This window comes from Maricaulis sp. (genome assembly GCF_017642925.1).
Lineage (GTDB): Bacteria > Pseudomonadota > Alphaproteobacteria > Caulobacterales > Maricaulaceae > Maricaulis.
Genome location: NZ_JAEPOL010000009.1, coordinates 40,248 through 64,933, shown reverse-complemented (window position 1 = coordinate 64,933; position 24,686 = coordinate 40,248). Strand labels below are relative to the sequence as shown.

At 62.1% G+C, this 24,686-nt stretch carries 20 protein-coding genes and 1 tRNA gene; 12 read left to right on the top strand and 9 right to left on the bottom strand.

All coding sequences use genetic code 11. The annotated features are described in order from the left end of the window. Nucleotides 1-8: 8 nt before the first annotated feature. Both JJ918_RS08920 and JJ918_RS08915 read right to left on the bottom strand, forming a co-directional pair. Nucleotides 9-1,064, bottom strand: a complete 1,056-nt coding sequence (locus JJ918_RS08920; protein WP_291886040.1) for an SMP-30/gluconolactonase/LRE family protein — start codon at nucleotides 1,062-1,064, stop codon at nucleotides 9-11. A gap of 64 nt (nucleotides 1,065-1,128) precedes the next feature. After that, nucleotides 1,129-2,253 (bottom strand): class I SAM-dependent RNA methyltransferase, encoded by a 1,125-nt coding sequence (locus JJ918_RS08915; protein WP_291886037.1) that lies wholly within the window; start codon nucleotides 2,251-2,253, stop codon nucleotides 1,129-1,131. Nucleotides 2,254-2,496: 243 nt separating this feature from the next. Between JJ918_RS08915 and egtB the strand changes: the two genes are divergently transcribed. From egtB to JJ918_RS08900, 3 genes are all read left to right on the top strand, one after another. Further along, a complete protein-coding gene (gene egtB, locus JJ918_RS08910) occupies nucleotides 2,497-3,774 on the top strand; it encodes an ergothioneine biosynthesis protein EgtB (RefSeq protein ID WP_291886034.1) in 1,278 nt (425 codons plus the stop codon). 54 nt (nucleotides 3,775-3,828) lie between these two features. Beyond that, nucleotides 3,829-4,740 (top strand): L-histidine N(alpha)-methyltransferase, encoded by a 912-nt coding sequence (egtD, locus tag JJ918_RS08905; RefSeq protein ID WP_291886031.1) that lies wholly within the window; start codon nucleotides 3,829-3,831, stop codon nucleotides 4,738-4,740. 134 nt (nucleotides 4,741-4,874) lie between these two features. Next, entirely contained in the window at nucleotides 4,875-5,303 is a 429-nt protein-coding gene (locus JJ918_RS08900; protein ID WP_291886029.1) for a CBS domain-containing protein, read from the top strand. Nucleotides 5,304-5,335: 32 nt separating this feature from the next. Here the strand turns inward: JJ918_RS08900 and JJ918_RS08895 are convergent, their stop codons facing one another. Continuing rightward, nucleotides 5,336-5,509 carry a hypothetical protein gene (locus tag JJ918_RS08895; RefSeq protein ID WP_291886025.1) on the bottom strand — a complete coding sequence of 58 codons (174 nt, stop codon included), beginning with the start codon at nucleotides 5,507-5,509 and terminating at the stop codon, nucleotides 5,336-5,338. 241 nt (nucleotides 5,510-5,750) lie between these two features. Between JJ918_RS08895 and JJ918_RS08890 the strand changes: the two genes are divergently transcribed. From JJ918_RS08890 to JJ918_RS08865, 6 genes are all read left to right on the top strand, one after another. Continuing rightward, nucleotides 5,751-6,173, top strand: coding sequence for a hypothetical protein (locus JJ918_RS08890; protein WP_291886022.1), 423 nt, complete (start codon nucleotides 5,751-5,753; stop codon nucleotides 6,171-6,173). Nucleotides 6,174-6,243: 70 nt separating this feature from the next. Beyond that, a complete protein-coding gene (locus JJ918_RS08885) occupies nucleotides 6,244-6,933 on the top strand; it encodes a hypothetical protein (RefSeq protein WP_291886019.1) in 690 nt (229 codons plus the stop codon). Nucleotides 6,934-7,082: 149 nt separating this feature from the next. Continuing rightward, nucleotides 7,083-9,098 (top strand): class I SAM-dependent DNA methyltransferase, encoded by a 2,016-nt coding sequence (locus JJ918_RS08880; RefSeq protein WP_291886016.1) that lies wholly within the window; start codon nucleotides 7,083-7,085, stop codon nucleotides 9,096-9,098. A gap of 110 nt (nucleotides 9,099-9,208) precedes the next feature. After that, nucleotides 9,209-10,405, top strand: a complete 1,197-nt coding sequence (locus JJ918_RS08875) for a hypothetical protein (protein WP_291886013.1) — start codon at nucleotides 9,209-9,211, stop codon at nucleotides 10,403-10,405. Beyond that, on the top strand, nucleotides 10,402-12,252 hold the full coding sequence (locus JJ918_RS08870; RefSeq protein ID WP_291886010.1) for a DUF262 domain-containing protein: 1,851 nt from the start codon (nucleotides 10,402-10,404) through the stop codon (nucleotides 12,250-12,252). Before JJ918_RS08875 ends, JJ918_RS08870 begins: the two co-directional genes overlap by 4 nt. Further along, a complete protein-coding gene (locus JJ918_RS08865) occupies nucleotides 12,249-15,254 on the top strand; it encodes a type I restriction endonuclease (RefSeq protein WP_291886008.1) in 3,006 nt (1,001 codons plus the stop codon). The genes JJ918_RS08870 and JJ918_RS08865 overlap by 4 nt, the downstream gene beginning before the upstream one ends. On the opposite strand, the gene JJ918_RS08860 is transcribed toward JJ918_RS08865, so the two are convergent. The 4 genes from JJ918_RS08860 to JJ918_RS08845 form a co-directional block, all read right to left on the bottom strand. After that, a complete protein-coding gene (locus JJ918_RS08860; RefSeq protein WP_291886005.1) occupies nucleotides 15,251-16,978 on the bottom strand; it encodes a site-specific integrase in 1,728 nt (575 codons plus the stop codon). The two genes, JJ918_RS08865 and JJ918_RS08860, sit on opposite strands and share 4 nt — an antisense overlap. Before the next feature lie 88 nt (nucleotides 16,979-17,066). Further along, nucleotides 17,067-17,157 (bottom strand) — tRNA-Ser (locus tag JJ918_RS08855). Between the two features lie 180 nt (nucleotides 17,158-17,337). After that, entirely contained in the window at nucleotides 17,338-18,558 is a 1,221-nt protein-coding gene (locus tag JJ918_RS08850; RefSeq protein ID WP_291886000.1) for an acyl-CoA dehydrogenase, read from the bottom strand. After that, nucleotides 18,555-19,364: an enoyl-CoA hydratase-related protein gene (locus JJ918_RS08845; RefSeq protein ID WP_291885997.1), complete on the bottom strand. Its 810-nt coding sequence runs from the start codon at nucleotides 19,362-19,364 to the stop codon at nucleotides 18,555-18,557. Before JJ918_RS08845 ends, JJ918_RS08850 begins: the two co-directional genes overlap by 4 nt. A 144-nt stretch (nucleotides 19,365-19,508) precedes the next feature. On the opposite strand from JJ918_RS08845, the gene JJ918_RS08840 reads away from it, so the two are divergent. Then, nucleotides 19,509-20,969 carry a sodium/proline symporter gene (locus tag JJ918_RS08840; RefSeq protein WP_291885994.1) on the top strand — a complete coding sequence of 487 codons (1,461 nt, stop codon included), beginning with the start codon at nucleotides 19,509-19,511 and terminating at the stop codon, nucleotides 20,967-20,969. Between the two features lie 19 nt (nucleotides 20,970-20,988). Here JJ918_RS08840 and JJ918_RS08835 read toward each other — a convergent pair whose 3' ends face one another. Further along, nucleotides 20,989-22,215 carry a type ISP restriction/modification enzyme gene (locus JJ918_RS08835; protein WP_291885991.1) on the bottom strand — a complete coding sequence of 409 codons (1,227 nt, stop codon included), beginning with the start codon at nucleotides 22,213-22,215 and terminating at the stop codon, nucleotides 20,989-20,991. A gap of 208 nt (nucleotides 22,216-22,423) precedes the next feature. On the opposite strand from JJ918_RS08835, the gene JJ918_RS08830 reads away from it, so the two are divergent. After that, a complete protein-coding gene (locus JJ918_RS08830; RefSeq protein WP_291885988.1) occupies nucleotides 22,424-22,684 on the top strand; it encodes a hypothetical protein in 261 nt (86 codons plus the stop codon). Between the two features lie 41 nt (nucleotides 22,685-22,725). Here JJ918_RS08830 and JJ918_RS08825 read toward each other — a convergent pair whose 3' ends face one another. Continuing rightward, nucleotides 22,726-24,303, bottom strand: coding sequence for an N-6 DNA methylase (locus JJ918_RS08825; RefSeq protein ID WP_291885985.1), 1,578 nt, complete (start codon nucleotides 24,301-24,303; stop codon nucleotides 22,726-22,728). 98 nt (nucleotides 24,304-24,401) lie between these two features. Between JJ918_RS08825 and JJ918_RS08820 the strand changes: the two genes are divergently transcribed. After that, nucleotides 24,402-24,659 (top strand): hypothetical protein, encoded by a 258-nt coding sequence (locus JJ918_RS08820; RefSeq protein WP_291885982.1) that lies wholly within the window; start codon nucleotides 24,402-24,404, stop codon nucleotides 24,657-24,659. The last annotated feature ends 27 nt before the right edge of the window (nucleotides 24,660-24,686 follow it).

Sequence of the window (24,686 nt, the reverse complement as noted above, 5' to 3'; positions counted from 1 at the left end):
TCCCGCTGTTACTCGTGATCGCCCGGCACCGGAAACACCGTGATCCCGTCGCGTGCGAGACCGGCTGTCCAGAGTTCGCCATTCCAGACGAGCGCCGTCGTGATGCCGTCGGCGCCGTCGTCCGGGCCGCGCAGGGCGAGCGCCGGGCGGCCATCGGTGTCGACGGCGATGGCCATGGGCGGACGCGCGGGCAGGGGTGGCGGACCCGCCAGCTGGATCCAGCGCCAGGCCAGGCGTTTGACGAAGGGGCGCGGATGCAGGGCTTCCAGATCCATGGCGCGCGGCGAGGGCATGGCGGCCCAGACCAGCCCGCTCTCGCGATCGAATTCCAGATTGTCCGGATAGCCCGGCAGGCCCTCGATCAGGACCGACATCTCTGCGGTATCCGGATCGAGCTGCCAGATGCGGCCGGTCCAGGTCTCGTTGAGATAGACCAGGCCCGTCTCGGGGTCATGATCGACACCATTGATGAAGCCGAGGCCGGCGGCCAGTTCCTCATAGGCGCCGGAACCGGTGACCAGCAGGACGCGGCCGGTCTGGTCGCCCTCGAAGAAGGACGCCATGTGGTCGCCATAACCGTGACGCAGCGAGGCGTCGGTCATCACGATACGCCCGTCTTCCAGCACGGTGAGGTCGTCGGGAAAGACCAGCGGGCCATCCGGCGCCGGTGCCAGCCAGGTCTGCCAGCCGCCCTCGGTCTGACGCAGCAGGCCCAGCCGCGCATCCGCGACAAACAGCGTGCCGTCAGGGGCGAAGGCCAGACCGAGCGGGCGTCCGCCGGTCTCGGCTACCATTTCCCAGTCGCCGGAAGGGCCGCGCGCCATGATCCGCCCGTCGGCGAGGCTGGCATAGAGACGGCCGTCAGGACCGGGCTCCAGATCTTCGGCGCCATGCAGGTCGTTGCGTTCCTGGCGCAGCGGTGCTGTCTCGGTCTCGAACCGGGCTTCCAGGGCTGGGTCGGGCTGTGGCGGCTCGAAATGCATCGCATTGAGCGAGCCCGGACCCCAGGCGGCCAGACCGGTGATGGCAGCCAGTATGACTGCGATGATGATGGCAAAGCGCATGCGCCCCTCCCGTTTTGCAGGGCAGATTATCCGCCAAGGCCGGGGGCAGGGAAGATGGTCGCGACTATTTAAGCGTGCCGGTCGTGTAGAGACGCACTTTCAGTCCGCCATGATCCACCGGCCGCCTGGGCGGCCCGAAGGGCAGGCGTGTGGCGCGCGCCAGCGCAGGATCGGTCGTGATCAGGCCGACCCGCCAACCGGAAAACCGGCTGCGCAGGACCTGGCCGAGCGTGCCGTGCAGGGTCACGAGCGCCGCCTTCTTGCCGATGCGGCCGCCATAGGGCGGATTGACGATCACCAGACCGGGTGGGCCGTCCGGGCGTTGCAGGTCGGCGACCGGGCATTGAGAGAAGGCCGTCCAGCCATCAACCCCGGCGCGGGCGGCGTTGGCCGTGGCCATGCGGATCGCACCGGCATCGCGGTCGGAGCCGGTAAAGCGCAGGCTGCCGGGCGGGGATGCTGCGGCCACGGCCTGCGATTTCATTGCGTCCCACGCAGCAGGATCGAACGTGGCCAATCGTTCGAAGGCAAACTCACGTGAACGCCCGGCCGGCAGACCGGCCGCGATCTCGGCGGCCTCGATCACGAACGTGCCCGAGCCGCACATCGGATCGAGTACCGCTTCCTGTCCGTCATAGCCGCACTCGCGCAGGAAGAGGGCGGCCAGTGTCTCGCGCATCGGTGCCTTGGCGACGGCTTCCTTCTGACCGCGGCGGTGCAGGAGTTCGCCGGACGTGTCGACGCTGAGCGTGCAGACATTGTCCTCGATGCGCACCCGCACGCAGACCGGCGCCGTGTCCTCGACCGTCACGCCGAAGCTTTCGCGCAGCGCGGTCTCGACCCGCTGGGCCGCCGCGCCTGCATGATAGATTTTCGAGCGGCGGCAGCTGGCCTCGACACGCACCGGTACGTCCTTGCGCAGGACCCGGCCCCAGTCGAACTTGCGCGACAGCTTGTCCAGCTGCGCCAGGTGGACGACGCGAAAAGCCCCGATGCGGGCCAGGATACGGCTGGCACCGCGCACGACGAGATTGGCCCGCCAGACATCCGGCCAACCGCCCTGCAGGGTGACGCCGCCCGGTGAGGCCGTGGCCCCGGCAAAGCCGCCAGCGTCCAGCTCGGCCGCGAGGGCGGTTTCCAGACCGGGGGCGGTCGCCAGAAATATCTCGAAAGTCTCGTCCGTGCTCATGCTATCTGTTTAGCGGCGTTCATGGGCGGGCGCGACGCTGCCGTGCGGTGGACGCGGAACCGGAACCTCCTGACACCGTTGTGACGGGACAGTCCGGACAAGGCCCGCTTTGCGGGAGGTTGCGGTTGCACGCCGCGACTTCACCTGTTTGTGTAGACCGATCCCGGCATCGCGGCCTGCAAGGGGGTGGATATCCCTCCGGCGCTCCGCTATGCGGACGCAACGAGCGCGACGGAGCAGGCGATGGCACACGACATCTCCGAGACGATCGAAGACCGTATCCAGGCCCTCCGGCCGGTTGTCGGCGAGACCGGTGAACCGGCCTTGGCCAGGACGCCGGAGGCCGGTGGCGTGATCGACCTGTTTGCCCGCGTGCGCGAGCGGACGATGGCGCTTGCCGCACCGCTGAGCGATGCCGATGCGACGGTCCAGTCGATGCCCGATGCCAGTCCGGCGAAATGGCATCTGGCGCATACAAGCTGGTTCTTCGAGGCGTTTGTGATCGCCCCGGAGCTCGGCGAGGCCGCGCGGTTCGACGCGGACTATGCCTTCCTGTTCAATTCCTATTACGACGCGGTGGGCGAGCGGCATGCCCGGCCGCATCGCGGCCTGCTGACCCGGCCCACGCTGGAGGCGGTGCTCGCGTATCGCCGGCATGTCGACCGGCACATGCACGCGCTGCTGTCGGCCGGTAATGCCCGGGCGCTGGAGATGCTGGAACTGGGCCTGGCCCATGAGGAACAGCATCAGGAACTCTTCCTGACCGACATTCTCCACCTGTTTGCCCAGAACCCGTTGAAGCCGGTTTACGACGCAGATGCACCGCAGCCGCGGACTGTCGCGGGCGAGACGCAGTGGGTGGCGTTCGAGGGCGGGCTGGCTGCAATCGGCAGCGATGCGGACGGCTTCCACTATGATTGCGAAGGTCCGGTGCACGAGGCCCGCCTTTACCCGTTCGAACTGGCCAGCCGTGTGGTGACCAATCGTGAGTGGCTCGAATTCATCGCCGATGGCGGCTATGCGCGCCCGGCCTTCTGGATGTCGGACGGGTTTGCGCAATGCCAGGCCGAAGGCTGGCAGGCGCCGCTTTACTGGTTCTCCAAACCGGACGGCTGGCACACGATGACGCTGCGCGGTGCACAGCCGGTCGATCCCGATGCGCCGGTCTGTCATGTCTCCCACTATGAAGCCGACGCCTTCGCGCGCTGGGCCGGGGCCCGCCTGCCGACCGAGCAGGAATGGGAGCATGCGGCGCGGACGGCGGTGCCGGGCGCGCTGGACGGGCTCTATGCCGATGTCTGGGAATGGACGTCCAGCGCCTTTGCGGCCTATCCCGGCTATCGCCCGCCGGACGGCGCGATCGGCGAATACAACGGCAAATTCATGAGCGGCACGATGGTGTTGCGCGGTGCCTCCTGCGTCACGGCCGAGGGCCATGCGCGCCCCGGTTACCGCAATTTCTTTCACCCGGCGAAACGCTGGCAGTTCTCGGGCCTCCGGCTGGCCCGCGACACACGCTGACGCGGCCGGCCATCCCGTCTTCCCTTTTCATCCAGAACCCCAAGCGGAGAAATCATGCTGGACGATGTTCTCGAAGGCCTTTCCGGCCGCCAGAAAACGCTGCCCTCGCGCCTGCTCTACGATGCGCGCGGCTCGGATCTGTTCGAGGACATCACGGCGTTGCCGGAATATTATCCCACACGCACCGAGACCGCGATCCTCAACGCTGCAGCGCCTGATCTGTCGCGGCGGATCGGCGAGGGGGCCGTCTTGGTCGAGTACGGAGCCGGAGCCTCGGTGAAGACGCGGATCCTGCTCGACGCCCTTGAGGCGCTGGCCGGCTATGTGCCGATCGACGTGTCCGACGACATGCTGGCCAAGACGAAACCGCTGCTGCAGCAGGATTATCCCGAACTGCCCATCCATCCTGTCGTGGGCAATTTCCTGGTGCCGCCCCCGCTGCCGGACATCGACCCGCGGGCGCGCCGTGTCGGCTTTTTCCCCGGCTCAACCATCGGCAATCTCGACGATGCCGATATCGAGACCTTCCTGGCCGGGGCCGCCGAGGAACTGGGGCCGGACGGGCTTCTGGTGCTCGGCGTCGATCTGAAGAAAAGCCCCGACATCCTGATCCCGGCCTATGACGACGCCCAGGGTGTGACCGCAGACTTCAACCTCAACCTCCTGGTCCGCCTCAACCGCGAGCTGGGCGCAGATTTCGACCTGGACAATTTCCGCCACGAAGCCCGCTGGAACGAGGCGGAGAGCCGGATGGAGATGCATCTCGTCAGCCTTGCCGACCAGGGCGTGACCATATGCGGCAAGCGCTTCGATTTCGCCGCCGGCGAAACCATCCACACGGAAAACTCCCGCAAGTTCGACCCGGCGCAGATCGAGCGTCTGCTGGCGGCCAGCCCGTGGCGCGTTGCCGAGAATTATCGCGATGCGAGTGACCTCTTCTCGGTGCTGCTGCTGGAAAGGCGCTGACGGGCGGCTGTCCGACTGCCGGGAAGCCGGAACGATTGCCCGTGCGGTGCCGTTGCATTCATGCCGGAGCGCTTCAGAGCGGCCGCAAACCGTCCGCCTCGTTCCACCCGGCTCCGGCAATGAAGGAGCCAGCTATGAAAATCTCGGAATGCATGAGCCGTACGGTCGACGTGTCCTCGCCCGAGGAGCCGATCTCCGCCATCGCGACGCGGATGCGGCAGCTCGACAGCGGCGTCATCCCGCTCGGCGAGAATGATCGCCTGGTCGGCGTGATCACCGATCGCGATATCGCCGTGCGCGCCGTGGCCGCAGGCCGCGGACCGGATACGCCGGCCCGCGAAGCAATGAGCCCGGAAATTCTCTACTGCTATGAAGACGATGCGCTGGAGAGCGTCGCCAGCAACATGGCCGAGCAGAAGGTGCGCCGTCTGCTTGTCGTCGACAGCGACAAGCGTCTGGTTGGTATCGTCTCGCTGGGTGATATCGCCCGGGCCGACGGCCGGGCCGGCGAAGCCGCATTTCGCGCGGTCAGCGAACAGGGCGGGCTGCACAGCCAGCAGTGACACGGCGGTTGCGCGGCAGGTGTCGCGCCCGGTCAGCCGGTCCGCGATGCCAGTGTGGCGATGGCGATGACAAGCACGACCGCCCCCAGCCCGCCGAAAAACACCCATCTCTGCCAGGGTTTGCGCAGGTTGATCTCTGCCTGCCGCACATCCTGTGCAGAATGGGTGTTGCGCTTGCGATCAGAGGATTTCGGGTCGTCCGGCATTGCGTTTCTCCACCGGAATCAACGCCGACACGTCGACGTGGTTCCAGTTACGGACGCTGAGCCGACCGACCATTCCGCCGTGTGAGCGACCTGAGAGATAGGTGACGGAACGTACCGGACACATGGGTAACACTTTTGGTTTTGCGCCGGGGGTGTTGATGCCGTGGAAGGAGAGTTCGGTTATGGACGAACGTCTGCGTTTTGTGGCGCGCCTGCTTGAGGGCGAGCGTATGAGCGATGTGTGCCGGGGTTCGACTACCCGAGAAAAGGGCTGAAGCGCGTTTTCAATGCGTTGCTCTATGCAGCCAGTCCGCTGCGGACATGGCCGAAAGACACGATCGATATGTTTCGCGACCCCGAGACCGGTGAGGCTCCGAAATGGAAGGAAGTTCGTTCGGCCGTTCGAGATCGACACGACGTAATCGCTCCATTCATGGAAACCGGAGCGGGGCTCGAACTGATGCGAACCGAGAGCGATATCCTTCTAGGCGTGCTTGAGCGCCTTATGGCCCAGGGTGTCACGGCTTTGCCGATACATGACGCAATCTTGGTTGCAGAAGGGTGTGAAGGACAGGCTCGGGAGGCGATGGAGGCCTCCTTCCTCGAACATACGGGGAATAGGGCCAAGGTCACCGTAAGCCACTCTTCGGTTTATGATTTCTAGGAATAATTGATCAGGATTTTGGCCTACAAGGAGGAACCCTATAGTGGGCCTCGTAAGGGGGGAGCTGGAGATGTCGTCACGACAACAAGCCCGCCGGGCCGACATCGCCCGTCGTCTGTCGAGTCCAGCGTCTGAACTCTCTCGCTGCATCGTCCTTGAATGCAGCAACCCGACCCGCGCGGCTGCAGGTGAAGGGTTTGACCGGCGTCTGTGTCGTCGTCATGCCGAGCAATATGCGGTGCATGGAAGCCCTTATCGCAAGTCCTACACGGCCGCAGCGCTGAAGCCCCATCGGGACAAGGCGCGGACCTGGCTTCGCGAGAATGATGATCATCCGGCTGTGAAGGCCGCGAGGAAACGCGTCCGGATACTCTACCGCTCTGCGGGGCCGCAGGTGGAAGCTTTTCGCCTGAAAGGACTGGGGCCGAAGGAACGGGCTCGCAAGGCCTGGGCGCGTCTGAGAGAGGCGGGTGTTGCGCCCGACCGTGTCCTTGAAGCCTGGCTTGCGCTTGCCTTCGCGACAGCTGCAGACCCGGAGGCCGACACCCGGCCGGAATTCCAGCGGGTCCAGGCCGCCAAGCTGATCCATCGCCTCGCGTCCGGTACGCACAAGCAGTGGGTTGTCGATACCGGAAAAGGACAGACCCGCATCGAGCGGCTCGACGTCTACCCCCGATCGCGTGGCAAGGTGCTGCGGTATCTTGGTGAGGACATCGCGCGGGCGTGCGAGACGCTTCTTGATGTCGCATCGGTGGCCTGACGACAGCTTCTGACACCTGGGTATGATGAGTATCACACCGGTGGCGGGCCTGTCGGGCTATCCACTGGATAATCAAGACGTTGAAGCGGGCGCGGATTGCCTTTGGCGGGCAGATCGGGTTTGCTCAACTTAAAGAGTGCGGGGCGGGGATGACACCAACACCATCGAATGTGCAGAGCCTGGCGAATTTCGCCTGGTCGATCGCGGAACTGCTGCGCGGTGATTTCAAGCGGTCCGAATACGGCAAGGTGGTGCTGCCCTTCGTCGTGCTGCGGCGCCTGGACCTGATCCTGGAGCCGACCAAGGAGGCTGTTCTCTCGGCCGCTGCGAACCTGCCTGAGGACATTGATGACGAGACCCGGCGCATGATGCTGCTCGGTGCCGTCGGCAGCGACATCAAGGTCTACAACACCTCGCGTTTCACCTTCGCCAAGCTGAAGCAGCAGGACGCCGGCCAGCTCCACGAGAACCTGATCGACTACATCATGGGCTTCTCGCCGGATGTGCAGGACGTCTTCCTTGAGAAATTCCTCTTCACCGACCAGCTCAAGCGCCTCAAGGATGCCGGGCTGCTCTGGAAGGTGTTCGAGCGCTTCACCGAGATCGACCTTCACCCCTCGAAGATTTCCAGTCTGGAGATGGGCTATCTGTTCGAGGAGCTGATCCGCCGCTTTTCGGAAATCTCCAACGAGACGGCCGGGGAACACTTCACCCCGCGCGAGGTGATCCGGCTGATTGTCGACCTCCTGGTCGAGCCGGACAGGGACGGCCTTCAGAGGGAAGGCGTCATCCGCCAAGTCTATGACCCGGCGTGCGGCACGGGCGGCATGCTGGCGCTGACCGAGGAAGCGCTCAAGGCGATCAATGACAAGATGCGGGTCGAGCTGTTCGGTCAGGAGCTGAACGGCGAGTCCTTCGCCATCTGCCGGTCGGATATGCTGGTCACCGGCCACGATCCCGAGCAGATCGCCTATGGCAATACGCTCACCCAGGATGCCCACAAGGGGCGCCAGTTCCACTACATGTTGTCTAACCCGCCCTATGGCGTGGACTGGAAGAAGTACAAGGAAGATATCGAGACCGAGCGCGACGAGATGGGCGAGGAGGGCCGGTTCGGTGCGGGCACGCCGCGTGTATCGGACGGCCAGCTCCTCTTCCTGCAGCACATGATCTCCAAGATGCGGCCGGACGAGGCCGGCTCGCGGCTGGGCATCGTCATGAACGGCTCGCCGCTCTTCACTGGCGGGGCGGGGTCGGGCGAGAGCGAGATTCGGCGCTGGATGCTGGAGAATGACTGGGTCGAGGCGATCATCGCCCTGCCGACCGATCTTTTCTACAATACCGGCATCCAGACCTATGTCTGGATCCTCACAAATCGCAAGAGCGCAGCCCGTCGCGGAAAGGTGCAGCTGATCGATGCCTCCGGCGAGCGCTTCTGGCGCTCCATGCGCAAATCGCTGGGCTCGAAACGGCGGGAAATCCCCGACGAGGCCCGTGAAGAGATTGTCGGCCTCTACACCGCGTTTGATAAGGCGGACGAGAAGGTCTCCAAGGTCTTCGACACGACCGATTTCGGCTATCGCGAAATCCGGGTGGAGCGGCCGTTGAAGCTGGCCTTCGAGGTGACCGATGCGCGGATCGAGGCGCTGAAAGCCGAGCGGGCCTTTGCCAAATTGGAGGAAGCCGAGCAGGACAGGGCCATCCTCGCCCTGCGCTGTCTGCCCGCCCAGCGCTGGACCGCGCGGCCGGCCTTCGAAAAGGCCCTGGCGGCCGCTCTGAAGGGCCAGGACGTGAAGCTTGCCGCGCCCGTGAAGAAGGCGGTGCTGTCGGCTCTCTGCGAACGTGACGAGGAGGCCGAGGTCTGTCGGGACAAGAAAGGCCAGCCGGAGCCGGACAGCGATCTGCGCGATACCGAACTCGTCCCCCTGGGCGAGGCTTGGGAGACTTACGTTGAACGCGAGGTCAAACCCTTCGTGCCCGACGCCTGGGTGGATGAAAGCCACACGGACGCCAAGGATGGCGAAGTCGGCCGGGTCGGCTACGAGATCAATTTCAACCGGTATTTCTACGAATACGTCCCGCCGCGCCCGTTGGAGGAGATCGACAAGGAGTTAAAGGCGCTGGAGGCGGAGATTGCCGGGCTTCTTAAGGAGGTCGCGGCGTGACCCCAATGACGCTCCAAGAACGGGTTCATGGTGCTCGATGCCCATCTTCTTGGCAGCTTGGGAAGCTGCATCAGACACTGAAGGTGCGCCGTAAGAATAAGAATGACGGGATGAAGGAGCGCAACCTTCTCTCGTTGAGCTATGGGCGTATCAAAAGGAAGGACATCAACACCGCTGATGGTCTGCTGCCCGAAAGCTTCGAGACCTATCAGGTCGTCGAGCCGGGCGACATCGTGATGCGCCTAACCGACCTTCAGAACGACAAGCGAAGCCTCCGCCAAGGTCTTGTGCAAGAGCGCGGCATCGTCACGTCTGCTTACGACGCTCTACATGTGTCACGTGACGATGACGCCCGCTTCTGGGCGTATGCGTTGCTCGCGCTAGACATGGCCAAATATTACTACTCGCTCGGTGGAGGGGTGAGGCAGTCCATCAAGTTCACGGACTTTCCGAACGATTGGATCGCCAAGCCCGACCTCGACACCCAGAAGGCCATCGCGGACTTCCTCGACAAGGAAACCGCCCGGATCGACCAGCTGATCGAGAAGAAACAGCGCCTGGTGGAGCTGTTGGGGGAGCGGGAAAAGTCTGTGCCGAGCGACCTCATCCCGAGCGGCAGAATGGTCCTCCAGGGCCTCTTGGGTCAGTCGGTTGGAAACGACCAGCAGCTGGAGAGAACGCCGATCAAGACACTTTTCCGGCTCGCGAAGCGCCAAGGTTTCCAAGAGAAGACTATACTGTCGGTTTATCGCGAGCATGGTGTAGTCGTTCGCAACTCTCGCGATGACAACATCAACAAGGTGCCGATGGATGTGTCGAGCTATCAGCTTGTCGAGCCAGGAGACCTGGTAATCAACAAGATGAAAGCCTGGCAGGGTTCGCTTGGCATTTCTGACCACGAAGGCATCACCAGTCCCGACTATGTCGTGATGGTGCCTACGCGACGGATGCAAAATCGATATATCAACCATCTCCTCCGAGCGCGGCCTATGCCTGATTTCTACCGCGCGATCTCGAATGGCATCCGGCCCGATCAATGGCGGCTAGAAGTTGACCGCTTTCTCGCGACGTCGATCTATCTGCCAAGCTCTAATGAGCAAGAGAGCATCGCTGACGAGATTGATCGTCTTATCGCGTCGCACCGGAGCCTGGCGGACCATGTTCAAGTCTCCATCGACCGCCTCAAGGAATACCGCTCGGCGCTCATCACAGCCGCCGTCACAGGCCAGATCGACGTGACCCGCTGGGGCCGGACCGGCGAGGGCAACAAGCGCCTCGATCAGATCCAGGAGGAGATGGCGGGATGAGAGAGATCGTCGGTAGGGCGAAGACAGTCCGTGAAATGCTCAACGGAGCGAAGTACTCGATCGATTACTATCAGCGCGAGTACAAGTGGGGTGAGAAACAGGTCACGGATCTTGTGAATGACCTGGCTGCGAAGTTCCTAGAAGAGTTTGATCCAAGCCATGATCGCCAGAAAATTAGCGATTATCCGCACTACTTCCTCGGATCTGTCATCATCAGCAAGAAGTCGGATGGGAGCTTTATCGTTGATGGGCAGCAGCGACTGACTAGCCTCACCCTACTTCTGATTCTGCTTCACAATTTGCAGAAGCGGTTGGGTGAGGACGACCGCGTTGCTGTCAGCGATCTCATCTTCTCGGTGAAGTACGGGCAGAAGTCATTCAACCTCGACGTCGCTGAGCGAACGCCATGCCTGGAGGCTCTATTTAAAGAAGAAAACTTTGACATTTCCGAAGCCCCTGAAGCGGTCCGAAACCTCTATGAGCGTTACCAAGATATTGCGAGCGCTTTTCCAGCAGAACTGAGTGACGACGCGTTGCCATTTTTTGCGGATTGGCTTCTTGAGAATGTGCACCTTGTAGAAATTACTGCTTATTCCGACGACGATGCCTACACGATCTTCGAGACGATGAATGATCGCGGCTTGTCGTTGCGCCCAACGGACATGCTGAAGGGCTATCTTCTTGCCAATATTGAGGTATCGGATCGAGCCTCTACGAATGAGCGTTGGAAAGAACGAATTCGTGCGTTTGAAGACCGGGGCAAGGATGTCGACTCCGAATTTTTCAAGGCGTGGCTGCGGAGTCAGTACGCCCAGAAGATTCGAGAGAGAAAGAAAGGCGCAAAGCAAGAAGACTTTGACCGCATCGGAACAGAGTATCATCGATGGGTTCGCGATGCCCGAAATCAGATTGAGCTTAATCGACCGGCCGATTTCAAACGATTCTTAGAGCAAGACTTTGAGTTCTATTCGAAGCATTATCTTCAATTGCTCGAAGCTGCACGTGGGCAAGTTGAGGGCCTTGAGCACGTTTATTACAACTCGCTGAGCGGCTTCACGCAGCAATTCCAGCTCTTGTTGGCTCCGCTCAGGGTCACTGACTCGCCCGATGAGATAGATCGCAAGATTCGCGTCACGGCGATGTATGTCGACATTCTTTTGACATGGCGGCAATGGAACTTCCGACGGATATCGTACTCAACAATGCAGTACGCGATGTTTTTGGTTATGCGGGACATTCGCGGTTTGGACACGCACTCTCTCGCTGAGGTCCTGGTTGAAAAGCTTCGCGCTGAAGAAGAGAATTTTGACGACAATCACTATGGTTGGGACGGCGTTGGACTGTATTTGCACCAACAAAACCGTAAGTTCATTCATCAGTTTCTCGCTCGCATCACAGACTACATGGAGACCCAATCGGGCATGACTTCACGCTTCGACGAGTTTATGGGTTATCGGAATGTGAAGTATGAAGTAGAGCACATCTGGGCTGACAAATATGAGCGCCACACAGATGAGTTCGATCATGAATCAGACTTCAGAGACACTCGAAACAGGCTTGGCGGACTGCTCCTTCTTCCCAAGCCTTTCAATGCGAGCTACGGCGCTCTTCCGTACGCCGAAAAGCTCCCGCATTACGCGTCGCAGAATCTACTCGCCAGATCACTCCATTCGGGTTGCTACGATCACAACCCCGGTTTCGTGAACTTCAAGGCGCGCGAAAAGCTGTCGTTCGAGCCTGTTGAGACTTTCACCCGAAAGAGTATCGACGAGCGAGGCGAGTTGTACCGGAAAATCGCCAAGCACGTATGGAGACCCGAGGCACTGTTTGAGGTGGCGCAGCAATGAACACGCTCTCAGCCTCCTCCCTCCACCGCGAAATTGCCGTCCAGGAGCACTTCGTCGAGCAGCTGGTCGCCCACCAGGGCTATCGCGAGCGCCGCCCCGAGCATCATGACAAGCCGCTGGCGCTGGATATCGAGCTGGTCGTTGAGTTTCTGCAGACATCCCAGCCGGAGGCCTGGGCTGCGCTGGAAGCCCAGTATCCCGGCTCGGCCCAACGCACCCTGATCGAGCATCTCGCGAAGATGCTCAAGCGGACCGGTACGCTGGACGTGTTGCGTCAGGGAATCCGGCTGGTGCCGAACATCCGCTTCCAGCTCTGCGCCTTCAAACCCGCTTCGTCGATCAATCCGGACCTCGTGCGGCTCTATGAGGCCAATATCCTGTCGGTGATACAGGAGGTCGAGTATTCCACCCGGCATAGCAACCGGATCGATACCGTCCTGTATGTGAACGGCATTCCGGTTGCGACCCTGGAATTCAAGAACACGCTGACGAACACGAACTACAAGGCGGCCGAGAAGCAATACAAGCGCGACCGCTCACCCGTCGGAGAGCCGTTGCTCACCTTTCAGCGCGGGGCTCTGGTCCATTTCGCGCTCGACCAGGACTATGTCTCCATGGCCACACGGCTGGCCAATGGGCAGACCTATTTTCTGCCCTTCAACCGGGGGCGCGACGGCGGGGCGGGCAATCCGGACGTGACCCTGCCGGACGGGACCGACGAGTTTCGCATCGCCTATCTCTACCGGGACCTGCCCGAGGGGCGGGCGATCTTTTCGCGCGAGGTGCTGCTCGACATCATCGGCCGCTTCATCCACCTCAATGATGACGGCGTGATGATCTTCCCGCGCTTCCAGCAGCTGGATGCGGTGCGCAAGCTGATGACGCACGCCCGCGAGCATGGATGCGGCCAGAACTACCTGATCCAGCATTCGGCCGGCTCGGGCAAGTCGAACACGATCGGTTGGACGGCGCACCAGGCTGTGAAGCTTCATACCGAGGACGACCGGTCGATCTTCGATACGGCGATCATTCTCACGGACCGGCGCGTCCTAGATCGGCAGCTTCAGAAGACGGTGACCGAGCTGGAGCAGACCCCCGGCGTTGTCCGGGCGATCGACGGCACCTCACGCCAGCTCAAGGAGGCGCTGGAAGCCGGGGCCAAGATCATTGTCTCGACCATCCAGAAGTTCGGAACTGATCATCTCGCGGCGCTCTCGGCCCAGGCGCACAAGCGCTTTGCGGTCATCATGGACGAGGCGCACAGCTCGCAGTCCGGCAAGGCGGCAGAGGCGGTCTCGAAAGCGTTGACGGCGAGCGAGGTGGAGGATGCGGGCGGCTCGCTGGAAGACATTATCCTGGCCCAGCAGAACGAACGCGGACCGCAGGAGAACATCTCCTACTTCGCCTTCACCGCGACACCGCGCAATGTGACGCTGGAGCGCTTCGGGCACACGGGTGAGGATGGCAAGCCGCATCCCTTCCATCTCTATTCCATGCGCCAGGCGATCGAAGAGGGCTTCATCCTCGACGTGCTGAAGAACTACTCGACCTACAAGGCCTACTACGAGCTGGAAAAGACGATCGAGGACGATCCGCGCTTCGAGGGCACGAAGGCCCAGCGAAAGGTCGCCAAGTTCGCCCACCTCAACGACGACGCCATCGACAAGAAGGTCGAGGTGATGGTCGAGCACTTCCGCCGTCACGTGATGCACGAGCTGGGCGGCGAGGCGAAGGCGATGGTTGTCACGGCCAGCCGGGAAGCGGCTCTGAAATACTATCGCGGGATGGAGCGGTATCTGGCGTCCAAGAACTATTCCGAGATGGGTGTCCTGGTCGCCTTCTCCGGCGCATTGCCGGACGGGGCTGGCGGCGAGGTCACCGAGCCCGATCTCAACGGGTTCGCCGAGACCGAACTGACCCGGAAGTTCGACGGCGAGGGCTATCATCTCCTCATCGTCGCCGAGAAGTACCAGACCGGTTTCGACCAGCCCAAGCTGTGCGCCATGTATGTCGACCGCAAGCTTGCGGGGCTCCAGGCCGTGCAGACGCTGTCACGGCTCAACCGGACCAAGACCGGCAAGGACAAGACCTTCATTCTCGACTTCCAGAATTCGATCGAGGACATCCAGGAGGCCTTCAAGCCCTTCTTCGAGACCACGACGCTGGAAGAGCGGTCGGACCCCAACCAGATCTACGAGCTGGAACAGAAGATCATCGGGTACGGCTTCATCGACCGGGCCGAGATCGACCGCTTCTGCGAGACCTATTTCAAACCCGAAGGCGTCACCACTCACGACCGCCCCACCCTGGAGGCGATCGTCCGCAATGCCGTCGACCGGTGGAGCGCCGAAGATGATGAAGGGCGCCGTGAGGAGTTCCGGCAGCTGCTCAAGAGCTACCAGCGCTTCTATGTCTTCCTGGCGCAGATCATGGCGCTCGAAGACAGTGGGCTGGAAAAGCTCTACGTCTACGCGACATGGCTGGACCGGAAGCTTCCCGACCGCGAACAGCCCGCCGATCCGGACATTTCCGACGACATGCTCAGGCTGGTTGCGTTCAAGGTTGAGCAAAAGGACGAGGGCAGTGCCTCTCTGACAGCCGGCGAACGAACTGAGCTGAAACCGATCAGCGAGTTCGCCGCCAAACCCTTCACCGAGAGGGAGGCCAAAACCCTCCAGGAGATCATCGACGCGTTCAACGAGCGTTATGGGGGCAACTTCTCGGAAGATGATTATCGGCGTTTCGTCGCCGCGTCGGAAAAGGTGATGGAAGACCCGGCGATGCTGGCGACTCTGAGGAACAATCCGCCGGACGTGTCTCGGGGTACATATGAACGGGCAGTCTATCCCGAGATCATTCGTGCCTTTCAGCGCGACAACGATATGAAGAGCATCATCCTCACCGATGCCGAAGCGCGATCGCGGGTGTTCGACTGGCTGTTCTCGATTGCCCTGCGTCACGCGAATGAAGGGCGCTCGGAAAACCGCGGCGAGCAGCCTTAGCTTCTTTTCGGAGAGAGATGGCTCAGATCGAGGCCGTCATAGCAAATCTGGTTCATCGCACCGGCGAGTGTCTCAAGGTTATACCCGTGGCCATATCGTCCCGCCATGCCAGGCTCTGTGTGTCCCTGTATGGCGTCGATGATGGCGATCGGAACGCCGCTATTCCGCCCGGCGTCCTTGAACGAGTGCCGGAAGCTGTGAAAGGCGTTCTTGGGCTTCTTCACACCCGCCGATTTAAGGAAGCGACCGAAACGCTTTGAGAACGGGGAGGAATAGTAGCCATCTTCCCCAAGCGGCAGATCCGGGAACAGGCGTTCCTCGCCAGCCTCCTTCTGTGCCTCTACGAAGTCCATGAATCCAAGGTCACGCAACGCCGCGTGAAGCGGGACTTTCCGCTTTGCTGCTGGGTTCTTCAGTTTCTTGTTTGGTCCAACAAGATTGTTGTCGAAGTAAGCGATGCCGTTCTCGCTACAGATATCTGCGACCCGAAGCTGGATGATCTCGTTCAACCGCATCCCGCTGAAAAGGGCGACAAGGGGCACCCAGAAGTGCCCGGAGGTCCTTGGAACGGTATCTCCCGGCTGGGCGTAGGACCGGATGGATTTGCAGCCCGTAAAGAGAGGCGCCGCGAATATCCGCTCCAGCTCCGATATGGAGAATGGATCGCGTTCTTCCCTGGCTGACTTACTGATGTCGACTTTCAGGCCTCTAAAGAGATTGCCCGGGGCCTCGTCATATTGTTTTTCCGCCCATATCCAGAAAGAGCCGACAAAGCCCAGTATCTTGTTGATGTTCCGGTCTGACATGGGCGCCAAGCCTTCCTTCCGGGCCTTCTCGGAGGCTTTCTCGAAGCTCAAACCTTTCAGCGCATCGAACTTGGTCCAGTTTGCCGGAAGGTGGACAAGGACGCCCTTGAATTTCCGCGCATCGGCTTTCTTGAAGGTGTCGATGGGGCGGTCGCCCACCAGCTCCAGAAACCGATCGATCCAAGCTCGGTGAGCGTCCGCTGTTTTTTTGTCCCATGCGCTACGAGACTTCTCATCCAACCATTCGCGAATGACCGTGGAGAGTTTGGGGGCAGAGCCAGAATTGATCGATGGCGCGGCTTTGGGGGTATCGACCACGTCACCCGCGTTGCGGCGCTTCTTAGCATCAGCTGCTTCGATTGAGGCTGCTTGTAGCGCTCGGGCAAGCTTTGGCCAGCTCGGAGAATCCTTGGCGAGCTTCAGGTCGATGCCTTCCCAAGACAGAACTTCTTCAGCCTCGTCCAGATGAAAAGCGTGGACCTTGCCGCGAGCCCGACGCTGCCGGTTTGCATCATCGACTGTTGCGTCGAGTTCGGCGTATTCTTCAAAGCTCAAAGCTGGGGCATCCGGAAGCGGCTCGTCGTCATCATAAAAGCCTTCCAGCCGGGTTTCTTCGTCCTCTTCAAGCAAATGCCGATAGTAGACCTCGCGAATATCCGCGATTTGATTGTCCGTAAGTTCTTGAAGCGCCTGTGCCTTAGCTTGCTGGAGCATCTTCCGATGGTCGTCGAATAGGCGGTCGACTCGCGCCGCCTCAATGCGCACCCGCCGCTTGGCTTCCTCGAAATCCGTTGTCCGGAGCGAAGATTTTTCTTCCGTCTTCGGATACGTCGCTTTGATATCTTTGGGGATTGCCGCGCGGTGATAGTACGTCGCTACACGGCGATGTAGTCGGGGATGTCCGGGCACTGATTCCATGCTCCACTGTACCAGTCCATTGAACCAGCTAGAAGCAATCACCCTGCAATATCAGTAAGATATTGATTTCTATCCGCCATGAAAGGAGTGGCGGAGAGGATGGGATTCGAACCCACGATACGCTTTTGACGTATACTCCCTTAGCAGGGGAGCGCCTTCGACCACTCGGCCACCTCTCCACGTGCCGGTTTAAAGGGCGCGGAGCGGGGCATCAAGTGCGAGGTGCGGCTGGTGTGCATCCCAGTACATCTGGTCGCGCGGCTTTTAAGCCTTCGCGGTTTGCGGCTCGCACGTGGACGGGTAACTGGCCCCCCGCTTAAGGACCCAGTCTTGGCGCTGCGAGCCGCGGTGTCGCGCGATCAGAAAAACGCCTGCAGCCCGGTCTGTGCGCGGCCGAGGATGAGGGCGTGGACGTCGTGGGCGCCTTCATAGGTGTTGACCGTTTCCAGGTTCACCATGTGGCGGATCACCTGGTATTCCTCGGAAATCCCGTTGCCGCCATGCATGTCGCGGGACATGCGGGCGATATCCAGCGCCTTGCCGCAATTATTGCGTTTGACGATGGAGATCATCTCCGGCGCAGCCGCAGCTTCGTCCATCAGCCGGCCGACGCGCAGGCTGGCCTGCAGGCCGAGCGAGATCTCGGTCATCATGTCGGCGAGCTTTTTCTGGTAGAGCTGGGTCTGGGCGAGGGGGCGGTTGAACTGCTTGCGGTCCAGTCCGTATTGCCGCGCCGCGTGCCAGCAGAATTCCGCCGAACCCATGGCGCCCCAGGAAATGCCGTAGCGGGCGCGGTTGAGACAGCCGAACGGACCTTTCAGGCCGGAGACATGCGGCAGCAGCGCATCTTCACCGACTTCCACGCCGTCCATGACAATCTCGCCGGTGATCGAGGCGCGCAGGGAAATCTTGCCGCCGATCTTGGGGGCGGAGAGACCCTTCATGCCCTTGTCGAGCACGAAGCCGCGGATCTTGCCGTCATGGGCTTCCGATTTGGCCCAGACAACGAAAACGTCGGCGATCGGCGAATTGGAAATCCAGGTCTTCGAGCCGGTGAGGCGATAGCCGCCCTCGATCTTTTCCGCCCGGGTCTTCATGCCGGCCGGGTCGGACCCGGCATCCGGCTCGGTCAGGCCGAAACAGCCGATCCATTCGCCGGAGGCGAGCTTGGGCAGGTATTTCTGACGCTGTTCTTCCGAGCCATAGGCGTAGATCGGATACATCACCAGCGAGGACTGGACCGACATCATCGAGCGATAGCCCGAATCGACCCGCTCGATCTCGCGCGCCACCAGGCCGTAGGCGACATAGCCCAGACCGGCGCCGCCATATTCTTCCGGCAGGGTGCAGCCCAGAAGGCCCTGTTCGCCCATCTCGCGGAAGATGGCCGGGTCGGTCTTTTCTTCGCGGAAAGCCTCGATGACGCGCGGCTGGAGTTTTTCCTGGGCGTAGGCGTGTGCCGTGTCGCGCACCAGGCGTTCTTCCTCGGTCAGCTGATCGTCGAGGCGGAACGGGTCCTGCCAGTCGAAACCGGCCAGATCGGGTGCATCCTTGGCCTTGATGGCGGGTCTGTCAGTCATCGCTCGTCCGTCCCCTTGTGGATGTCGGCTCCTCCTTGCGAGAAGTCCGGTTTTCGCTTGTCGAGGAAGGCGCGATAGCCCTCCTTGAAATCCGCACTGGTAAAGGCGTTGGCGAACCAGGCGCGGGTTTCGTCCGTGTCATGGTCCTGGCCTTCCAGGACGCGTGAAATTATCTTCTTGGTGTATGTCGCCGACAGGGGCGACATGTCCAGAAGACGCGTGCAGTAGGCGCGCGTTTCCGGCTCCAGCCGCGCCGGTTCGAAGTGGCGGTCGAGAAGTCCGGCGCGCTCCGCCTCGGCCGCATCGAGCTGGCGCGCGGAAAACAGCATGTCCTTCGCCATCGATCCGCCGACCGCGTCGACGAGCCGCTTGGTGTCGTTGAACGGGTAGAGCAGCCCCATCTTGGCGGGGGTGATGGCGATGCGCGCCGTGTCGTCGGCAAAGCGCAGATCGCAGGCCAGCGCCAGGCCGCAGCCGCCGCCGATGCAGGAGCCGCGGATCATCGCGATGGTGGGATGGGGAAAATCGGCCAGCGCATCGAGGGCGCGGGCGATGCTGGCCGAATAGGCCTCGCCGCGCTCGCGGGTGGCGTAGATTTCCTCGAACTCGGAGATATCGGCGCCGGAGGCAAAATGGTCGCCCTGGCCGCGCACGATCAGCACGCGGCAGCGCTCGGCGAGCGTATCGAGCAGGTCCGGCAGACCGGCCCACATGGCTTCGGTAAAGGCGTTGCGCTTGCCCGGGCGGTTGAGCACGAGTTCGGCGATATCGCCATCATGCCGGATCAGGAGCGGTTCGGTTTCCATCGGGCCTGTTGCAGTCGATAAGGAGCGCCGCCGTCCGGCGGCTTTGTACTGGCTTGCAAACCAGCTTAAACCGGCTCACGGGGGAGTTGAAATGTGCGGGCTGCATTTTGCGCGAGCGCCGCACATCTTGCCGGGGAGGGCAGGATGAACGGGGATAATCTGATCGTTCTGGCGACGCTGGTCGCCTACAAGCTGGTCCTGGTGGGCGTCGGGGTCTGGGCCTCGCGGCGCAATCGCACCGAAGGCGATTTCTTCCTGGCAAGCCAGGGGCTGGGCGCCTGGGTGGCGGGCCTGTCCTATGCCGCCTCGACATCCTCGGCCTGGGTGCTGCTGGGCTTTTCCGGCTTCGTCTATGCCAACGGGCTCTCCGCGCTGTGGATGGTGCCGGGCATCTGGGGCGGCTATGTCGCCGTCTGGCTGTTCTTCGGCCGCCGCTTGCGGGCGGAAACCGCCGAGCGCGGCCATGTCACGCCGACGGACTTCCTGACCGCCGGGCTGGCGGATCGTTCACGCGCGCTGATCGGTATACTGGCATCGGTCTTCATCCTGTTCTGCTTCATCTTCTACATCGCGGCCCAGTTCGGCGCTGCAGCGGCGGCGTTCGAGACCCAGTTCGGCCTGGGTATCACCGAATCCGTCCTGATCGGCGCGGCCATCGTCCTGCTCTACTCGCTGCTCGGCGGTTTCTGGGCGGTCAGTGTCACCGACATGCTGCAGGGTGCGCTGATGGCCGTGGTCGCGGTGGCGCTGCCCGTGACGGCGCTCATCGCCGCGGGCGGTTTCGGCGGCATCGCCGATGCGCTCTCGGCCACCGCTCCGGAAGGCTATCTCGACACCACCGGCGGCCAGGCCGGTTTCGTGCTGATCGGATTTGTCCTCGGCGTGTGGGGCGTGGGCGTCAATGCGATGGGCCAGCCGCAACTGATCTCGCGCCTGATGGCTGTGAAGGACGAGGGTGCGCGCATGCGCGGCTTCACCATTGCCATTGTCTGGGCGGTCGCGGTGTTCACCGGCATGACGATACTGGGCCTGGCCGGACGGGCCATTGTCGGCGGGGCAGCCGATGGCGAGGCCCTGTTCTATACGCTGGCAGACCAGCTCCTGCCGCCGGTTCTGGCCGGGCTCGTCATCGCGGCCGTCCTGTCGGCGGTGATGTCGACGGTCGACTCGATCCTGCTCTCGGCCTCCGCAGCCGTCTCGCACGACATGCGCCTCTCGCGGCGCTTTGCCGGCAAGGAAGTTCTGGTCTCGCGCATCGTCATGGCCGTGATCGCCGGTGTCGCGGTGTGGATGACGCTGAGCCTGCCCGCGACGATCTTTGCCCGTGTGCTCTTCGCCTGGTCGGCCCTGGGCGCGGCCTTCGGGCCGATCATCGTGGTGCGGGTTCTGGGCCTGGAACCGAAAGCCTGGGCCATCGGAACGGCGATGTGCCTCGGCTTCGGCCTGACGGTGTTCTTCAACGCGCTGGGCATGGTGGACGCGCAGAGCCTGTCGGGGGTGATGGCGACGCTGGGCGAGTGGGCGAGGGCGCCGGGGGACCCGGCGGAACGGATGCTGCCCTGGGCGCCGGCGCTCCTGGTGCTGTGGCTGGGGCGGGGGAGATAGTGGTCGAATCCTTCGCTTCTCAGGAGGGGACTTCCGCGATCACTCCAGCTTCTCGAAGCCGATCCGTCGTCAAGGTCGGGCCGGAAACGATCCGTTTCAATAGTTCAGCCTGTTGCGGCTCCAGTGCGACCAGACGCCCAAGAATGTGAAGCACATTGACAAGTTCGCTGGTGTATTCGGCCAGCCAAGCCTCGGGCTGGATTCTGCCGAGCGGGGAGGGTGGCCGGCGATCGCCGATCACCGGGCGTTCGCGATCCCGGCGCCGGTAGCTGAACCAGTGCTGGATCACGGGAACACCGGAGATTTCGTATGTCCACATGGCCGGACTGACATTGTCGATATAACCGTCTCCGACGTGAAGCCGGCGCGTGTCGCCATTGTAGGAGATGTCCTGCGGAAAACGCTCGGGACTGTCCGGAATGGTGCCGTCCTTGGAGACGACGGGGCCATATTCCGGCATGCGCGGCGCACCGGCGGGCCGGCCCGCCGCAGGATCGGCAAAGCGGTCGCCGAATGTGTGCAGCCAGACAATCTCGCGGCCGAGCCTGACGGCCTGAGCGAACAGGTCCGCGTCGACGGTCAAAGGAATGCGCAGGCCCGGCTGTTTGAGATCCTTGGCAAAACGGGCCGTATAGTCCGGATGCGCCGCGACCGCGGCGATATAGGCGAAGAGGTCTTCCGGTGTGACTTCAAAACCCAGGGGCGCAGACAATTCGGCGATGATGCCCGGTGCGAAATTGTGGGTCTTGGACTCGCTGTCCGCCCACAGCGGAAAGACGCGGCCGCCGCGACCATTATAGTGATGCAGGTCAGGGATGAGGCTTGTGATCGCCAGAGCTGGGCCGCCTGTTGGTGTTCTGTCGTGAGGTGCCGTTGCATATATCTGCCGCGGCGAGTTTGTCGCCCAAAGGTTCGGATTGGCCTGATTGATCAAGCGAGCATCGGGAATGATCCATTGGCGGTCGAAAGATCGAAATCCATACCGCTGCGGCACGTTCATCGGCCCTTTGTCATTGGCCACTGACAGCGCGGCGTGGCGGTGTCCGGTGAGCCCCTCCTTCACCACCTTGTTCAGATGCTTGTCGCCGGGTTTGCCACCACGCAGGTGCGGATGGAACAGCATTTCCTTCTTGTTCGGATCGGTCTCCGCCTGGAGCCGTTTCCACCGGGCTTCCAGCGATTGGGTGTCCGGAGCGATCACCCAGGTCCGGCCCGGCATGACGCCCGATCCGTCGTAGTCGAACAATTGGTCCAGTGCAGGATAGCCGGCCCATTCCGCCGACCTCCGGGGCAGGAAGGGCGCTCGCCAATCCGATGGGCAATCGGTCCAGCTATCGTCGTGCAGAGACGTTCCCGCGAGTGCCTCGAACTTCTCGGCCCGGCCGGCCTCTGGAAGGGAGCGAAAGTGGACGCGGGCCGGCGTGCTTTCGCCGGTCCCGGGGCGGCGCGCCGCCATGACGATGCAGACCGGCTGCTGGACGCCCTGGAATATCCGGCTGCCGATCGGTGGCTGGTGCCCTTCGGGCGTACAGTCGATTACCCAGATATCGCTGGCCTGCCGGCGCAGCTCGCTGCGCATCTTCTTAAAGCCGGGACCGTTAAGGAAGCCCGCGACGGTGATGAAGCTGACGATTCCCGTACCGCCGGGATGGTGGCCCGGCATCGACGAGGCTGCGTCGCCAAAGACTTTCCACGCGGCCCAGCGCCAGAAATAGATATAGAGATTGCGAAGGTGTTTGGCGTGCTCTCCGACGGCTCAATCCGGCGGCGGTTGCCAATCGGCCAGCGGCCCGGCCTCGCCACGCGCACCATTCTCGACCCATCCGCCGCGGCCTCGCGCCTTTTCTTTGTAGGGCGGATTGCCAATGACGACCGTGATCGATTCCTCCCGCTTGATCCGGTTGGCTTCTTTGCGGGAGTCGGCGATCGGCTGGAGGATGGTGGGAATATAGTGGGTTTCCTCATTGGGATCGCCCAAAGTATCGGCGACAAAAAGGCGCAGATCGACATCCAGCGCGTCCTGCGTGCTGGTCCCGGTGAGTTCGGCGATTTCTGCGAGGAGACGCAGCTGGGCAACCGCAAAGGGTCCGAATTGCAGTTCGAAACCGATCAGGCGCGCAAGCGCGGCCTTGACCGCCGCAGGAACCTGGCCCGGCCCGGTTTCCACCTCCTCGATCTGCGCGATCTGGCGCAGAACGGACAGCAGGAAGGTGCCGGTACCCGCCGCCGGATCGGCGATGGTAACTTCGGGAGAGGCCAGACCCCGCGGCAGATCAAAAAGGTCGGAACCCCGCAGCGCCTCGTCGGTCAGGCGCACCATCGCGTTCACCACTTCAGGTGGCGTGTAGTAGGATCCGGTCTGCTTTCGCAGTGTATTGTCGTAGACCGCAAGGAACTCCTCGTAAAAGTAGAGCCATGCCTCCGGTTCGCCCTTGCTGATCGTATCCCAGTGAACGACGTCGAGAACGCGAACCAGCGTTTTCAGAGACGTCTTGAGCTGGCTGTCTTCGTCGCTGTCGGCCACGAGAAGGCCGAGCGCCGCTCCGATCAGCGTGTTCGTCTTGCGTAGCGACCGAGCGACCGCATCAAGGTTGTCTGTCAGTTCGATCTTGCGCGCTCGGGCCATGAGGAGCCCGAAGGTCACGGCCTGGGCATAGCCATCAGCAAACTGCGCATTGTCCGCATCGGGAAAGAGCAGCTGCCGCCAATCTTCCCTGAGCGCCTGCAGGTTGGATTCGCCCCGCTCCAGTTGTTCCGTGACCTCATCGCGCAGCAGGCGACACAGCCGCGCGGTCATGTCGGCCAGCTGTCTGGGCCGCTTCGGCGCAACGGGCTGCCAACCATAGAAGTCGGTGAGAAGGCCGACGAGGGCATCGGGCGCCGTCAGCGCCGCACCTGCAGTTTCGATATCGCCGTCGAAGAGGACAATTTCACGCTCGCGCTTGCCATTGCGCCAAAGGCTCAACCCGTTTCCATCGGTATAGATCAGGTTCGGCAGCGATTGGAGTTTGCGCCATTGGGCCTTGTCGTGAGCGTCGGTGAATTTTCTGGGATCGCACCCTTTGCCGGGTGCTTTCACTTCGATAAAGCCGACCAGCGCACCGCGGCACGTCACGGCGTAGTCCGGCCGTGTCTTGATGTCGGCCAGCGACGTCTCACCGACGAGTACGCTGTCCTGCGCCATCGGACCGACAAGCGAGGCCAGATCTGCGAAAAGCGTTTCAAGCGGTGCGCGCAGCTGATCTTCCGGGCCGCCCGATACCGCCGGATTGTTCAGCTTGGCTTTCGCGTTGGCGCCGAACCGGGAAATGGCTTGTTCGAATGCCGTTGGCATGCCGCGTTCAAATCCCTCAAAAACGGGTGCATATCATCTATGTGCAACCGTAAACAAATGAAGTCGGCCGACAAGCGAATCGGCGCATAATCTCGACCATGGCACAATTTGATCTCTTTGCAGGTACCGACATCGTTCAGCGGCCCGCCCGTCCGAGCGAAGAGGAGATTCGAATTCGGGTCGAGGGCATCCTGAACGCACTGAGGCAGGCAACACAGTTGCCGTGGACGGACGAAGAGTTGAGATTCCAGCGCACGGTCGTGCCGCAGATGACGAACTGGCTTCCGTCGGAAGAGGCCGACGCGTTGCGTACGGAGTTCCTTTCTCATCTGGAACGGCTTTCGGAACAAGAATAGCCGCCCCCTGCGACACCCGTGCACCTT

Excerpts from the sequence above, each read along its gene's own strand:
- egtD (WP_291886031.1), top strand. The coding sequence starts at position 3,829 with ATGCTGGACGATGTTCTCGAAGGCCTTTCCGGCCGCCAGAAAACGCTG.
- JJ918_RS08885 (WP_291886019.1), top strand. The coding sequence starts at position 6,244 with ATGTCGTCACGACAACAAGCCCGCCGGGCCGACATCGCCCGTCGTCTG.
- JJ918_RS08845 (WP_291885997.1), bottom strand. The coding sequence starts at position 19,364 with ATGGAAACCGAACCGCTCCTGATCCGGCATGATGGCGATATCGCCGAA.
- JJ918_RS08840 (WP_291885994.1), top strand. The coding sequence starts at position 19,509 with ATGAACGGGGATAATCTGATCGTTCTGGCGACGCTGGTCGCCTACAAG.
- JJ918_RS08875 (WP_291886013.1), top strand. The coding sequence starts at position 9,209 with ATGAAGGAGCGCAACCTTCTCTCGTTGAGCTATGGGCGTATCAAAAGG.
- JJ918_RS08920 (WP_291886040.1), bottom strand. The coding sequence starts at position 1,064 with ATGCGCTTTGCCATCATCATCGCAGTCATACTGGCTGCCATCACCGGT.
- JJ918_RS08895 (WP_291886025.1), bottom strand. The coding sequence starts at position 5,509 with ATGCCGGACGACCCGAAATCCTCTGATCGCAAGCGCAACACCCATTCT.
- JJ918_RS08870 (WP_291886010.1), top strand. The coding sequence starts at position 10,402 with ATGAGAGAGATCGTCGGTAGGGCGAAGACAGTCCGTGAAATGCTCAAC.
- JJ918_RS08820 (WP_291885982.1), top strand. The coding sequence starts at position 24,402 with ATGGCACAATTTGATCTCTTTGCAGGTACCGACATCGTTCAGCGGCCC.
- JJ918_RS08860 (WP_291886005.1), bottom strand. The coding sequence starts at position 16,978 with ATGGAATCAGTGCCCGGACATCCCCGACTACATCGCCGTGTAGCGACG.
- JJ918_RS08915 (WP_291886037.1), bottom strand. The coding sequence starts at position 2,253 with ATGAGCACGGACGAGACTTTCGAGATATTTCTGGCGACCGCCCCCGGT.
- JJ918_RS08830 (WP_291885988.1), top strand. The coding sequence starts at position 22,424 with ATGACGATGCAGACCGGCTGCTGGACGCCCTGGAATATCCGGCTGCCG.
- egtB (WP_291886034.1), top strand. The coding sequence starts at position 2,497 with ATGGCACACGACATCTCCGAGACGATCGAAGACCGTATCCAGGCCCTC.
- JJ918_RS08880 (WP_291886016.1), top strand. The coding sequence starts at position 7,083 with ATGACACCAACACCATCGAATGTGCAGAGCCTGGCGAATTTCGCCTGG.
- JJ918_RS08865 (WP_291886008.1), top strand. The coding sequence starts at position 12,249 with ATGAACACGCTCTCAGCCTCCTCCCTCCACCGCGAAATTGCCGTCCAG.
- JJ918_RS08850 (WP_291886000.1), bottom strand. The coding sequence starts at position 18,558 with ATGACTGACAGACCCGCCATCAAGGCCAAGGATGCACCCGATCTGGCC.
- JJ918_RS08900 (WP_291886029.1), top strand. The coding sequence starts at position 4,875 with ATGAAAATCTCGGAATGCATGAGCCGTACGGTCGACGTGTCCTCGCCC.
- JJ918_RS08825 (WP_291885985.1), bottom strand. The coding sequence starts at position 24,303 with ATGCCAACGGCATTCGAACAAGCCATTTCCCGGTTCGGCGCCAACGCG.